This is a genomic window from Mesoflavibacter sp. (genome assembly GCF_964226795.1).
Lineage (GTDB): Bacteria > Bacteroidota > Bacteroidia > Flavobacteriales > Flavobacteriaceae > Mesoflavibacter > Mesoflavibacter zeaxanthinifaciens.
On the sequence record NZ_CAXQQP010000003.1, the window covers coordinates 1 to 13,712 of the forward strand.

Here is a 13,712-nt window from a genome sequence, read left to right on the forward strand (position 1 = left end):
CGCAACCTAAGTTGCGCCTTTTTACTAATATATTTTATGTTTATAGCTTATTACCATAAACATCAAGTTCTATAACAGGTTTACCAAGCTTTTTAACTTCTTCAAACTGTGTAGCTTTATCACCAACGACTAAATAAGTTAAGTCTTCTTCATCCATATATTTATTAATAATTGACTTATAGTCTTGCAGTGTCATGTTAATTAACTCTTCTTGATTTTTATCAAGGTAATCCTCTGCTCTATCGTATTTACTCATTTGTCTTAAAATGCCTAATTGTGCACCTAAACTTTCGTATGCTCTTGTGTTTCCTTTTAAGATTTTGTTTTTAGTAAGTTCTACTTCATTTTCTGAAAAACTATTTTCATAATCTTTAACCATATTTTTAATAATTTCTAAAGATTTTAAAGTAGCATTAGCACGTACGCTTGTTCTGATTGTAAAAGGACTAATAATATTAGCTTGCGAAATACTAGAATATGCACCGTAAGTATATCCTTTACCAATTCTTAGGGTTTGGAATAACCTTCCGCTAGAGCCGCCACCTAAAATTTCGTTAGCAAAATCTAAGTTATTAGCATCTTCATCTTTACCAGATAAGGCTAGTTTACCTATATATAATACAGATTGTTTTGCGTTTGGAACATCTACAAAATATAGTTTTCCTGCAGTGTCATTTGTTTTAACATCAGCTTCTGGAATAGAAACCGCTTCTCCTTTCCATTGGTTTAATGGTTGAAGTGCTGCAACAGTTTCGTCTTTATTAACATCTCCAGCAATATGGAAAGTAGCTTGACTTGGTACTAAATTTTTGTAATAAGTTTTCATGTCTTCCATAGTAATGTCTTTAGTGCTTTGTAAAGTACCAGAACTTGGGATACCGTAACGGCTATCTTCGCCATATAACAATTGACTGTAAACATTGCTTGCAATAGCATTTGGATTAGCTTCACGTCCTTTTAAATTTGTTTCTAAAGCTTGTTTTAGACGGTCAAATTCTTTGTCGTCCCAACGTGGTTCTAAGATAATCTCTTTAACTAGCTTAATAGTTTCTTCAAAGTTTTTAGTTAAACATGAACCAGCGATATGAAAATCTTCATCACTGCTATACATATATATATTAGCACCTAACAATCCAATAGCTTCTTCTAAATCTGCAGGAGATTTTGTTGCAGTACCTTGCATCATTACATCACTAAATAAGCTTGCAACACCTTCTTTTCCTTTTGGGTCTAAAAGTTGTCCGCCTGGAATTGTAATATCAAACTGAACTAATGGAACTTCTGTATTTTCTATACCATATAAATCCATACCGTTAGCTAATTGACCTTTCCAAATGTCTGGAGATTTAAATACTGGTAATTCTCCAAAAGGCGGTTCACTTCTATCGTATTTACTTGGTGTTTTTTCGTAAACAGCTTCTTCTCCTTGACTTACTTCTTCGTTAGCAACGTTTTGTTTTACTTCTTCAATCCAAACTTCTGCTTCTTTGCTATTTGTTACTGCCAAGTCTATTTGATTTTTAGGCACAAAACTGGTCATTACGTAGTTTTTACCTTTTATATACTGGTTGTAAACACGCATAACGTCTTCTGCTGTAACAGCATTAGTTAAATTTGCTGTTTTTGTAATGTAGCTTGGATCACCACCAAACTCGTTATCTTGCACTAATTGAAATGCTTTATTTAAAACCGTACTAACACCTTGATATAACTGAGTTTCTAACTCTGCTTTAATACGTTTTAATTCTTTTTCATTTACTCCATTTGTTTCAAAACGTTTTAAGCCTTCTTCAATAGCTAGCTTAACGCTATCTAAATCTGTATTAGCATTTGCACGAACTCTAAATACAAATTCTCCTGCAAGTTCACTACTGCTTTGGTAAGAGCTAACTCCTGGAGCTAATTTTTCTTCTTCTACAATAACATTATATAAAGGCGATTTTTTACTTCCGCTTAATATTTGCCCTAAAATATTTAAAGCATAAGTGTCTTCATGGTATTCTTTAACTGTTGGTATTACCATACGTAATTCTGGTAATTTTGCAAAGTTGTCTTCAAAGTACAATGCTTTAACACTATCTAATTTAACTGGTTCAAAATTTAACTCTTCAACTTCTGGTCCGCTTGGTATTTCTCCAAACCATTTTTTTACTAATTTTTTAGTTTCTTCTACATCAATATCACCTGCAATTACTAAAGATGCATTACTTGCGCCATAGTATTGATTATAAAACTCTTTAACATCTTCTAATGTAGCTGCTTGCAAATCTGGTAAGGATCCTATTACTGTCCAACTGTAAGGATGTCCTTCTGGATATAAATTTTTTCTAATAACTTCATCTGTATATCCATAAGGAGAATTATCTACACGTTGACGTTTTTCATTTTTTACAACTTGTTTTTCACGCTCTAAAGCCTCTTTGGTTACCGTATTAATCATGTATCCAAAACGGTCTGAATCTATCCATAATATTTTTTCAAAAGCGTCTTTTGGCACCACTTCGTAATATACGGTACCGTCACTCCATGTTCCTCCATTACGACTTCCGCCCCATTCTGGAATCATTTTTCTGTTAGCGCCTACAGGTACATTTTCAGAGTCGTTAAAACTCATATGTTCAAAAAAGTGGGCAAATCCTGTTTTACCTGGTTTTTCTCGGTTAGATCCAACATGCATCATGGTTGCAACAGCAACAATTGGATCTGAATGATCTTCATGAAGAATAACTTCTAAGCCATTATCTAAAGTGAATTTTTCATAATCAATTTTAAAATCTACAGCAGTTTCTGCTTTAGATACTTGCGTTTTTGAGTCTGAATTGTTGCATGAGATAAATGCAAATACAGACAAAACGGATAAAGTTTTTAAGAGTCTCATTAAATTATATATTTGATTGAAGCCTAAAGATAAACAATATTTAATTGTCTTAAATTTTTAATAAAACGATATGAAAAAAAATCTATTTTAATTATCTTTAAAAGGAACTTTAATACCAAAATAATATGGATATAAAATTTGAATATGACAATGTAAAGGCTAGTAAGGCTTTAGAAGAATACACAACAGAAAAAGTACAAAAACTTTTTAATAAGTATGAATTTTTAGTTAGAGCTGATGTTTTTTTTAAAGTAGAAAATACTAGTGATGATAAAACAGGAATGATATCTAGTATTAGATTAAGTGCTCCAGGACCTAGATTATTTGCTAAAGATAGTAAAGATACTTTTCATAAAAGTGTAAGTGAAGCTGTTAGAGAATTAGATAATCAATTAGCTAAACGAAAGGGTAAAATGAAAACCCATCATTAAGATATAACAATAAAAAAAGCGACCTATTTTGGTCGCTTTTTTTATTGTTATATTAAACTGTTATTTGTTTCATTTTAATATCTAGTGCTTGTTCTACCTTAGTTACCTCGCTATGTTCACTTGGTAAAATTAAAGCAATTGAAACTCCTTTTTTACCGCCTCTTGCTGTCCTACCACTACGATGTGTATAATATTCTAAATGTTCTGGTAGTTGATGATGGATAATAAAGCTAACGTCATTAACATCTATACCTCTAGCCGATACATCTGTAGAAATTAAAAATTGTAAAGATTCGTTTTTAAAAGAACGCATAACCTTATCTCTATCTTTTTGGGTCATATCGCCTTCTAATGCATCTACATTAAAACCTTCTACTTGTAGTTGATGCTTTAAAGCTTGTGCACCTGCTTTTGTACGTGTAAATATAATACCTCGTTCTTCTGCTCTTTCATCTAAAATTTGCATTATTGTACTTGCTTTTTGATGAATTGAAGTTTCTATAAAGAAGTGGCTTATATTTTTATTGACAATACTATTTCTGTCAATTTCAATACGGATAGCATTATCTGCAATGTATCTTTTTACAATATCTTTTAAATCGTTAGACATTGTAGCACTAAACAACCAAGTATTTTTTTTGCTTTTTATTGCGTTTAATATAGTTGTTAAATCGTTTTTAAAACCCATGCTTAGCATTTCATCTGCTTCGTCTAAAACTATTGTTTTAATGTTAGATAAATCTACAGCATCACGCTGCATTAAATCTACTAAACGACCAGGAGTAGCCACTATAACATGTGTAGTTCGAGCTAAATTTTTAAGCTGTATATCTATCTTTTCGCCACCATAAACAGGTTCTACAAAAGTTTGATTGGCATTGTATTTAGTAAACTTAAAAAGTTGTTTTTTTATCTGTTGAACTAACTCGCGTGTTGGAGATAAGACTAATGCTTGAACATGACTTTTTTTAGGGTCAACTTTATGTAGTAAAGGTAAACCGTAAGCTGCAGTTTTACCAGTACCTGTTTGGGCTAAACCAACAAAGTCTGTATTACTGCTTAATAGTATAGGTATGGCTTGTTCTTGAATTTCGGTTGGTGTTTTAATACCAATCTCTTTCAAAGATTTTGTATAGTTTTTATCTAAGCCTAAGTCTTTAAAAGTCATATTATTTTATTTGTAGTCGTTAGACTTGTTAATATATTAATTTATTCTTCTTCTGGAGGAGGAAAACCATGAATTTCTTCATAGATTTCGTCAAATTCAGATCTTATTTTAGCATTTAATTTTTTTCGATAATCGTCTTTAAGCCAATCTACAAAGTTATGTGTACTTTTACTAATACATTTTGTGTATCTGCCAATTCTATAATCAATATCATCTCCTAAAAGCTTTGCTAAAGCTAAGGCGTCCCACATATCTTCACTATTTTCTACACAAATATGCGCGTGTTGTGCAATAGAGCGTTCTAATACTACTTTAGAACTTTCTCCTGCTCTAATTGAGTTTATATAGGTTTTTTTGATGTCAAAATATACATGTTCTGAGTTTTTAAACTGCTCACGCATGTCATCTGGCATTTCGTATTTAAAATTATTTTCAAGTTCTTCATCACTTAAAATTCCATCTAAATAATAGTTAGGAGAACGGAAAATTTTGTGCCAATCTAAATCTGCGCCCCATGCACCAAAACGATGTACGTTATTACCTAAATCTATAACGGTAAACTTGTCTTTTTTATCTAAAATACGAGATCCACGACCAATCATCTGATAGTATAATGTTAATGATTTTGTCGCACGGTTTAGCATGATACAATCTACTGTAGGCTCATCAAACCCAGTAGTTAAGATACTTACAGATGTTAAGATAGCATCTGGTGTTTCTTTAAACCATTTTAAAATAGCTTTACGCTCTTTTTTTGTATTGTTATTATCAAGATGAGCAATTTTATAACCAGCACGTCTAAAGGTATCGTAAACATGCAAAGATGTATTAATACCATTATTAAATATTAATGTTTTCTTTCCTTTACAACGCTCTTCATAAGCTTGTAAAAGCTTAGTTAACATATCTGTATTGGTGTATAAATCTTCCGAAGATTTTACAGTGTAATCACCATTAGCACCAACAACTAAAGATGTTAAACCTACATTATAGCTATAGATTTCGGCACGTGCTAAAAATTCGTTTTCTATAAGAGATTGTATGGTTTCTCCTACAATTAACTCATTATAATTATCCTTCATAGGAAGGTTAATATTACTACTTAAAGGTGTTGCTGTAACACCAAGTATAAATGAATTATCAAAAAACTTAAATAATTTGGTAAAACTATTGTAATGTGCTTCATCAATAATAACTAAACCTATATCTGAAATATCAAGTTTATTATCATTTAAACGGTTATTTAAAGTTTCTACCATTGCTACAAAACAATTATAGTCACCTTGATCACTTAAATCTGCTTTACTATCTATAACTTTGTTTGACACACCAAACTCAGACAACATTCTAGAGGTTTGTCTACAAAGCTCTATACGATGCGTCATTACTAAAACTTGTTTTTTTCTAGTTTTAAGATATTGTCTAACAATTTCAGAAAAGATTACTGTTTTACCACCACCGGTTGGTAATTGATAGAGTAAGTGATAATTATCTGGTGCTTCTTCAAAACAAGTAAAAATCTTATCTATAGCTCCTTTTTGATAATTATATAAACTTTTCCCTTCTGTACGTTCTTGTAATTCTTGTGTTTGGACTGACATTAATTAATAGTTCTATAAAATTTAAGATGTGCAAAAATACAATGATAATAGACTTATGACGAATAATTAGCGAAAAAAATTTATTGATTACATTTATCCCTTAATATGACAAGAATAATTGAAAATTATAAAGATAACTTTAGTGGTTTTTTTAAAACGCCACATCTATTTAATTCTGATGTACTAGGGATTACACCTTTTACTAAAACCTTACCACAACAATTTGTTTTTACAAAGCTGATAACTAAAAAGTTAAGACTAGGACAATTGGTAGAACATTTTGTTTTTGATGAGTTAAAACAATTTAAATCAATCAAAATACTATCAGAAAATCTTCAAATTATAAATAAAAATAAAGTAACAATTGGAGAGATTGATGCTATTTATTTGGATGAAGAGAAGCCATTTCATCTAGAAATTCAATATAAATTCTACCTTTTTGACACCACTGTTGGAGAGACAGAAATTGATCATTGTATTGGACCAAACCGTAAAGATACTTTAACACAAAAACTAAAAAAGCTAAAAGACAAGCAATTACCACTACTCTATTCTAACACAACAACACCTTACTTAGAACAACTAAATCTAAAAGCAGTAGATGTAAAACAGAAAATCTATTTTAAAGCTCAAATTTTTATGCCTTATGGCAAAAATATCATGCTTAAAACACTAAATAATGATTGTGTTTATGGCTTTTATTTCAACTATAATAACTTAGAAAATTTTAAACACTGTAAATTTTATATTCCTAAAAAATTAGATTGGTTAGTAGATGTAAACCCAAATGTAAACTGGAATAACTATGAGCAAATGCTTCCTCAATTAAAAACATTTTATGAAGAAAAATACGCGCCAATGCTTTGGTTAAAATTTTCAAACGGAGAAATTAAAAAAAGTTTTATGGTTTGGTGGTGATTAACCGTTAATAACTTAGTCATAAAACTGCTTCCAAAACTTAACAATTTCATTTAATTTGCAACACTAAATTTTTTAATATAAATGAAAGTCTGTATAGCCGAAAAACCTAGTGTGGCAAGAGAAATTGCTCAAGTCTTAGGCGCCAAAACCAAACGTGATGGCTACTTTGAAGGTAATGGTTATGCGGTAACTTACACGTTTGGTCATTTATGCACACTAAAAGAACCTAACGATTATAAACCCTATTGGAAAAGTTGGGATTTAAACAACTTACCCATGTTGCCAGATAAGTTTGAAACCAAAGTATCAAACGATTCTGGTATTAAAAAACAATTTAAAATAGTAAAATCCTTATTTGATAAAGCAGACGTTGTAATAAATTGTGGTGATGCCGGTCAAGAAGGAGAATTAATACAACGTTGGGTTTTAGACCAAGCCAATTATAAAGGTGAAGTTAAACGATTATGGATATCTTCTCTTACCACAGAAGCCATAAAAGAAGGTTTTGAAAAATTAGAATCTAGTACAAAATACGATAACTTATACTATGCAGGATTTTCTAGAGCAATTGGTGATTGGCTTTTAGGGATGAATGCTACCCGATTATACACCGTAAAATATGGTGGTTATAAACAAGTCTTGTCTATTGGTCGTGTGCAAACACCAACGCTAGCCATGGTTGTTAACCGTTGGAAAGAAATAGAAAACTTTAAACCACAACCCTATTGGGAACTACAAACGCTTTATCGTGACACCTTATTTAGTTATGAAGAAGGACGTTTTCTTAAAATGGAAGATGGCGAAAAATTAGCCAATATCGTTAAAGAACATGATTTTGAAATTGTAAGCATAACTAAAAAGAAAGGAAATGAATTTGCACCAAAACTGTTTGATCTAACAGGTTTACAAGTGTATTGCAATACAAAATTTGGCTTTTCGGCAGAAGAAACCTTAAAAATAGTTCAAAAGTTATATGAAATGAAAGTGGTAACCTATCCACGTGTAGATACTACATTTCTTCCAAACGATATTTATCCTAAAGTACCTGGAATATTAAAAAACTTGACTAATTACAGTCAATTAATTCAGCCACTTTTAGGTCAAAAAATTAAGAAATCAAAAAAGGTTTTTGACGATTCTAAAGTAACCGATCACCATGCGATAATTCCAACAGGTGTACAAACCAATTTGCAGTATAATCAACAACAGGTTTACGATATTATTACCAAACGTTTTATAGCGGTGTTTTATCCAGAATGTAAAGTATCAAACACAACCGTAATTGGTAAAGCAGAAACTGTAAATTTTAAAACCACTGGTAAAGAAATACTTGAAAAAGGTTGGCGTGTTGTTTTTGAAACTAAAGATAAGCCAACTAAAGAAACTGGCATTTTGCCTACATTTGAAAAAGGCGAAAAAGGTCCGCATGAGCCTTCTTTTTTAGAAAAAGAAACCAAGCCACCAAAACAATATACGGAAGCATCTTTATTGCGTGCAATGGAAACCGCAGGCAAACAAGTAGATGATGACGAGTTACGTGATTTAATGAAAGAAAATGGTATTGGTCGTCCATCTACAAGAGCTAATATTATTGAAACGCTGTTTAGACGTAAATACATAAAACGTAATAAAAAACAGGTGTTGCCAACGGTTACGGGTATTCAATTGATTGATTTAATTCAAAATGAATTATTAAAATCTGCAGAACTAACAGGACTTTGGGAAAAACAACTAAAAGACATAGAAAAAGGTGAATATAGCGCTGTAGCATTTATTAATAACATGAAAAAAATGGTAGACCATTTGGTGTACGAAGTTAGAACAGAAAAGGTTCAAGCTAAATTAAGCTACACAAATAACAAACCAGCCAATGCCAGTAAACCGGCTTCCAAGAAAACTTCAAAAAAAGGTATTATAGGTAAATCTTGTCCAAAATGTAAAAAAGGACAATTATTAAAAGGAAAATCGGCTTACGGTTGCACATTATATGGAAAAGATTGTGATTTTGTTTTACCTTTTGAATATGCTTCAAAAAAAATATCAGAAAATCAATACAAACGCTTATTAGATAAAGGATCTACTGTAAACTTAAAAGGATTTAAGGTTAATGAGGCTTCTGTTGAAGGTTTGCTTCGTTTTGATGATAATTTTAAATTAAAATTAGAGCCTAAAAAAGAAATTTCCGCGAAAGCGACAAAAACAAACGTAGAAGAAAAAACTTGTCCTAAATGTAAAAAAGGTACAATTATAAAAGGAAAAACCGCTTATGGTTGTAGCGACTATAAAAGTGGTTGCGATTTCAGGTTTAGCTACGATTTAATAAGAGAGAAAGCAAAAGGACAGCAACTAACTAAAGAGTTGGTTTTTAAAATTTTAAATGAAAACTAAACACCAACACTTTAAAATATATAAACCTTACGGAATGCTTAGTCAGTTTGACAGCAATGCTAAGCATGAGCAAAAAAAACGCTTTTTATCAGAGCTTGGTACATTTACAGATGGTACAATGCCAATTGGCAGATTAGATAAAAAAAGTGAAGGTTTATTACTATTAACTACCGATGGAAAATTGAGTAATCACATTAACCAATCTGGAATAGAAAAAGAATACTATGCTTTGGTTGATGGCGCAATTTCCGCGAAAGCGATACAAGATTTACAAACTGGAGTCAAAATTGGTTTTGACGGAATAAAATATAACACAAAGCCTTGTAAAGCTAAAATTTTAGAATCTACTCCTAATCTACCGCAACGTACTAAAAAAATACGAGACGAAAGACATGGACCAACTACCTGGATATCTATAACTTTAACAGAAGGTAAATTTAAACAAGTTAGAAAAATGACTAGCGCTGTTGGCTTTCCTACATTAAGATTAGTCCGTGTTAGAATTGGCAATATTCTTCTAGAAAATATGAAATCTGGAGATGTAGTTTTATTAGAAAATTTACCAGAAATACTTTAACGTATCTTTAATTTATTTAGTTGTTTAAATAATCAAAAACTCTGTACTTTTGCTTGTTACAAACAATTAACATGAATAAATATCAACACTTTTTTTACGATTATTTTAAAGAATTAAGTTTTACAGACACTTCTGCAAAATACATGAATATGCTTTTGCTATTTGTAATAGCTTTGGTAGGTATATTTATTGTCGATTTGATTGTAAGAACGATTCTAAGATTTATTTCGGCAAGAATTGCTTCTACTACAAAATCTAATTTTGACGATTTATTAATTTCTAATCGTGTTCCTGCAAATACGGCGCATGTGCCTGCTTTATATTTAGTGCATGAGAGTATTCCGATTGTTTTTCATGATTTTGAAAACCTTCATATTATTCTTGAAAAAATAACTACAATCATTGCTATAATTTTAGGTCTTTGGATAGTTAGAAGCTTACTAAATACTTTAAAAAGTTATTTTAAAACTCTGCCAAGACTTAAAGATAAACCAATAGATAGCTATATACAGGTCTTTATGATTTTTGCTTGGTCTGCTGGTATTTTATTAGCAATAGCTGTTGTAATAGAGTTGTCGTTAACAAAGTTTATAGCAGGATTTGGTACAATATCTGCCATTATCTTATTAATCTTTAAAGACACTATTTTAGGTTTTGTAGCAAGTATTCAAGTCGCTATAAATGATATGGTTAGAATTGGAGACTGGATAACTTTTGAAAAATATGGTGCAGATGGTGAAGTTACCGAAATTAATCTAGCAACGGTTAAAGTACAAAACTGGGATAATACCATAACCACAATACCTACTTATGCCATGATTTCAGATTCTTTTAAGAACTGGCGTGGTATGACAAATTCTGATGGTAGACGTATTAAAAGACATATGTTAATCAAGCAAAATTCTATTAAATACTTAACTGATGAAGATATAGAACGTTTAAAAGGTATTCAAATTATAGAAAGCTACCTAACTAATATGCAACAAAAAATAGAGCAATATAATACGGCTAACAACGCAGATAAGTCTTTATTAATAAATGGTAGAAATCTAACTAATGTAGGTGTTTTTAGAAAATTTATACAAACCTATTTAGAACAACACTCTGCCATAAATGACCAAATGTTATTGATGGCAAGACAATTACAACCTACTGCAGAAGGTATTCCTATAGAAATTTATTGCTTTAGTAAAGATAAGCGTTGGCAAAATTACGAGTATGTTATGAGTGATTTATTTGATCACTTTTTAGCAGCAGTGCCTTATTTTGATTTAGAAATTTTTGAATTTCCAGATAATTCAACTTTTAAAAGTCTAAGTAACAAGGGAAACGTTAATTTATAGTTAACTAATTTCAAAACCGATAGTAATACTATTAAATTTGCAAATAAATAGATGTTATATGCAAAAGTTACTATCTAATTTAAAAATTACAATTAACGAGAATATTTTTCTAAAAGATCCAGAGTCTTCAGATTTAGGAAAACGTATTGTTGAAAACAGCATTTTATTAATTGACGAAATAGGTTTTGACGATTTTACTTTTAAAAAATTAGGAGCCAAAATTGGCTCTAATGAAAGTAGTATATATCGTTATTTTGAAAACAAACATAATTTATTAGTCTATTTAGCATCATGGTATTGGAGCTGGACAGAATACCAATTAGTATTTGCTATAAACAATATTGCAGATCCTTTAAAAAAATTAGACTTAGCTATAGAAGTTTTGACAAAGACTACAACTTTAGATAGTACTTTTAAACATATAGACGAAGTTGTTTTAAAACGCATTATTATTAACGAATACAGTAAATCCTATCTAACAAAACAGGTCGACTTAGATAACGATGAAGGTTACTTTTCGATTTACAAAAGACTAGTAATTAGGCTTAAAGAATTAATACAAGAAGCGAATAAAGACTATAAATATGCTTTTTGTTTAGCTAATACAGTTATAGAAGGATCTTTACATCAGCAATATTTAAAAGATCATTTTAAATCCATTTCTGGATTAAAACCAAATGAAGCTCCGACAGAATTTTATAAAGATTTAGTGTTTAACACTTTAAATATTTCACCTAATGAGTAAAAAAATATTAACAGCATGGCAACGCTTTATCAACCTATTAAAGCTTGATAAAAAAGATTTAAAACAAGTTTTTTTCTACGCCATTTTTGCTGGATTAGTTAACCTATCTTTACCTTTAGGTATTCAGGCAATTATTAATTTGTTACAAGCAGCTCAAGTAAGTACATCTTGGATTGTTTTAGTCATTTTAGTAACCTTAGGAGTCATATTTGTTGGTGTTTTACAATTAATGCAAATACGAATAATAGAAAATATTCAGCAAAAAATATTTACAAGAGCATCTTTTGATTTTGCATATCGATTACCAAAAATTAAAATGAGCGCATTAAGAGGTTATTATCCTCCAGAACTAGTAAATCGTTTTTTTGATACCGTCATCGTACAAAAAGGATTAGCTAAGATTTTAGTAGATTTTCCTGCTGCTATACTTCAAATTATTTTTGGACTATTACTACTATCATTTTACCATCCATTTTTTATCATCTATGGTGTATTACTAATAGTACTAATGTATATTGTATTTAAATATACTGCAGAAAAAGGCTTAAAGACAAGCATAAAAGAATCAGACCACAAATACCGTGTTGCACATTGGTTAGAAGAAATAGCAAGATCTATAGTTAGTTTTAAACTTTCAGGAAAAACAAATTTAGCGCTTTCTAAAAACGACCAATTAGTCACCGATTATTTAGACGCAAGAGAATCGCACTTTAAAGTACTGGTTATGCAATTTATGCAATTAATTGGTTTTAAAGTCTTAGTAACTTTTGGGCTTTTAGTTATTGGTGGTGCATTGGTTTTAAATCAGCAAATGAATATTGGTCAATTTGTTGCTGCCGAAATTATTATTCTATTAGTAATTAATTCTGTAGAAAAATTAATACTTGGTTTAGAAACGTTTTATGATGTACTTACTTCTATTGAAAAATTAGGAAAAGTAGTTGATAAAGAATTAGAGCCACAAGATGGAGAGATTATAGATTTTGATAATAAAGAATTCAATTTAGAATTTGAAAACATCTATTACGAAGTACCTGATAAAGAAACACCTATCCTGCAAAATATTAACCTTAAAATTAATAATAAAGATAGAATTTTAGTTAACGGTACAAATGGATCTGGTAAAACAAGTTTATTAAAACTAATATCTGGCATCATCCAACCAACAAAAGGAAATGTTTTTGTTAATAATCATTCTCTTGTTAGTTTAAACCTTAATCAATATCGTGCACATTTAGGGCAAACACTAGAAGAAGAAACTCCTTTTGAAGGTACGTTAAAAGATAATATTACTTTTGGTGATCCATCAATATCAAAGTCAGACTTAGATTGGGCAATACAAAGTGTAGGATTATCTAATTATGTTAAGCACTTACCAAAAGGTTTAAATACTATTTTACGTCCAGAAGGAAAAGAAATCTCTTACACTACAGCTAAAAAAATCATTTTAGCAAGAGCCATAATAAAAAAGCCAAAACTATTAGTATTAAAAGAACCATTAGATCATTTTGATCAAAAAGAAGCGTCAAAAATAATAGACTTTTTAATAGACAAAAAGCATGATTGGTCATTAATTGTTGTTAGCCAAAATCAACTTTGGGAAAACAAATTAAGTAAAGTAGTATCATTAGATAACGGTCAAATAATTAACAATAAATAA

Annotated in this window: 10 protein-coding genes; 7 read left to right on the top strand and 3 right to left on the bottom strand. The window is 30.3% G+C overall.

The features are described from left to right. Window positions 1–40: 40 nt before the first annotated feature. A complete protein-coding gene (locus ACEQT4_RS01095) occupies window positions 41–2,878 on the bottom strand; it encodes a M16 family metallopeptidase (RefSeq protein WP_370225608.1) in 2,838 nt (945 codons plus the stop codon). Between the two features lie 125 nt (window positions 2,879–3,003). On the opposite strand from ACEQT4_RS01095, the gene hpf reads away from it, so the two are divergent. Next, on the top strand, window positions 3,004–3,309 hold the full coding sequence (hpf, locus tag ACEQT4_RS01100; RefSeq protein ID WP_027879009.1) for a ribosome hibernation-promoting factor, HPF/YfiA family: 306 nt from the start codon (window positions 3,004–3,006) through the stop codon (window positions 3,307–3,309). A gap of 52 nt (window positions 3,310–3,361) precedes the next feature. Here hpf and ACEQT4_RS01105 read toward each other — a convergent pair whose 3' ends face one another. Continuing rightward, window positions 3,362–4,477: a DEAD/DEAH box helicase gene (locus ACEQT4_RS01105; protein ID WP_370225610.1), complete on the bottom strand. Its 1,116-nt coding sequence runs from the start codon at window positions 4,475–4,477 to the stop codon at window positions 3,362–3,364. Window positions 4,478–4,518: 41 nt separating this feature from the next. Further along, the gene (locus ACEQT4_RS01110) at window positions 4,519–6,078 is read right to left on the bottom strand and encodes a DEAD/DEAH box helicase (RefSeq protein ID WP_106677725.1); all 1,560 of its coding nucleotides are present in this window, start codon (window positions 6,076–6,078) and stop codon (window positions 4,519–4,521) included. Between the two features lie 105 nt (window positions 6,079–6,183). Between ACEQT4_RS01110 and ACEQT4_RS01115 the strand changes: the two genes are divergently transcribed. The 6 genes from ACEQT4_RS01115 to ACEQT4_RS01140 all read left to right on the top strand — a co-directional run bounded on the left by ACEQT4_RS01115 (window position 6,184) and on the right by ACEQT4_RS01140 (window position 13,712). Continuing rightward, complete coding sequence (locus ACEQT4_RS01115) at window positions 6,184–6,996, top strand: DUF1853 family protein (protein ID WP_370225611.1); 813 nt, start codon at window positions 6,184–6,186, stop codon at window positions 6,994–6,996. A gap of 84 nt (window positions 6,997–7,080) precedes the next feature. Next, window positions 7,081–9,387, top strand: a complete 2,307-nt coding sequence (locus ACEQT4_RS01120) for a DNA topoisomerase 3 (protein WP_370225612.1) — start codon at window positions 7,081–7,083, stop codon at window positions 9,385–9,387. Then, entirely contained in the window at window positions 9,377–9,964 is a 588-nt protein-coding gene (locus ACEQT4_RS01125) for a pseudouridine synthase (protein WP_223076723.1), read from the top strand. The genes ACEQT4_RS01120 and ACEQT4_RS01125 overlap by 11 nt, the downstream gene beginning before the upstream one ends. A gap of 71 nt (window positions 9,965–10,035) precedes the next feature. Beyond that, window positions 10,036–11,307, top strand: coding sequence for a mechanosensitive ion channel family protein (locus ACEQT4_RS01130; protein ID WP_370225614.1), 1,272 nt, complete (start codon window positions 10,036–10,038; stop codon window positions 11,305–11,307). A 58-nt stretch (window positions 11,308–11,365) separates the two neighbouring features. Then, on the top strand, window positions 11,366–12,052 hold the full coding sequence (locus tag ACEQT4_RS01135) for a TetR/AcrR family transcriptional regulator (protein ID WP_036226918.1): 687 nt from the start codon (window positions 11,366–11,368) through the stop codon (window positions 12,050–12,052). Then, window positions 12,045–13,712, top strand: a complete 1,668-nt coding sequence (locus tag ACEQT4_RS01140; RefSeq protein WP_027879017.1) for a peptidase domain-containing ABC transporter — start codon at window positions 12,045–12,047, stop codon at window positions 13,710–13,712. The genes ACEQT4_RS01135 and ACEQT4_RS01140 overlap by 8 nt, the downstream gene beginning before the upstream one ends.

Coding starts and splice junctions, on each gene's coding strand:
- ACEQT4_RS01095 (WP_370225608.1), bottom strand. CDS start 2,878: ATGAGACTCTTAAAAACTTTATCCGTTTTGTCTGTATTTGCATTTATC.
- hpf (WP_027879009.1), top strand. CDS start 3,004: ATGGATATAAAATTTGAATATGACAATGTAAAGGCTAGTAAGGCTTTA.
- ACEQT4_RS01105 (WP_370225610.1), bottom strand. CDS start 4,477: ATGACTTTTAAAGACTTAGGCTTAGATAAAAACTATACAAAATCTTTG.
- ACEQT4_RS01110 (WP_106677725.1), bottom strand. CDS start 6,078: ATGTCAGTCCAAACACAAGAATTACAAGAACGTACAGAAGGGAAAAGT.
- ACEQT4_RS01115 (WP_370225611.1), top strand. CDS start 6,184: ATGACAAGAATAATTGAAAATTATAAAGATAACTTTAGTGGTTTTTTT.
- ACEQT4_RS01120 (WP_370225612.1), top strand. CDS start 7,081: ATGAAAGTCTGTATAGCCGAAAAACCTAGTGTGGCAAGAGAAATTGCT.
- ACEQT4_RS01125 (WP_223076723.1), top strand. CDS start 9,377: ATGAAAACTAAACACCAACACTTTAAAATATATAAACCTTACGGAATG.
- ACEQT4_RS01130 (WP_370225614.1), top strand. CDS start 10,036: ATGAATAAATATCAACACTTTTTTTACGATTATTTTAAAGAATTAAGT.
- ACEQT4_RS01135 (WP_036226918.1), top strand. CDS start 11,366: ATGCAAAAGTTACTATCTAATTTAAAAATTACAATTAACGAGAATATT.
- ACEQT4_RS01140 (WP_027879017.1), top strand. CDS start 12,045: ATGAGTAAAAAAATATTAACAGCATGGCAACGCTTTATCAACCTATTA.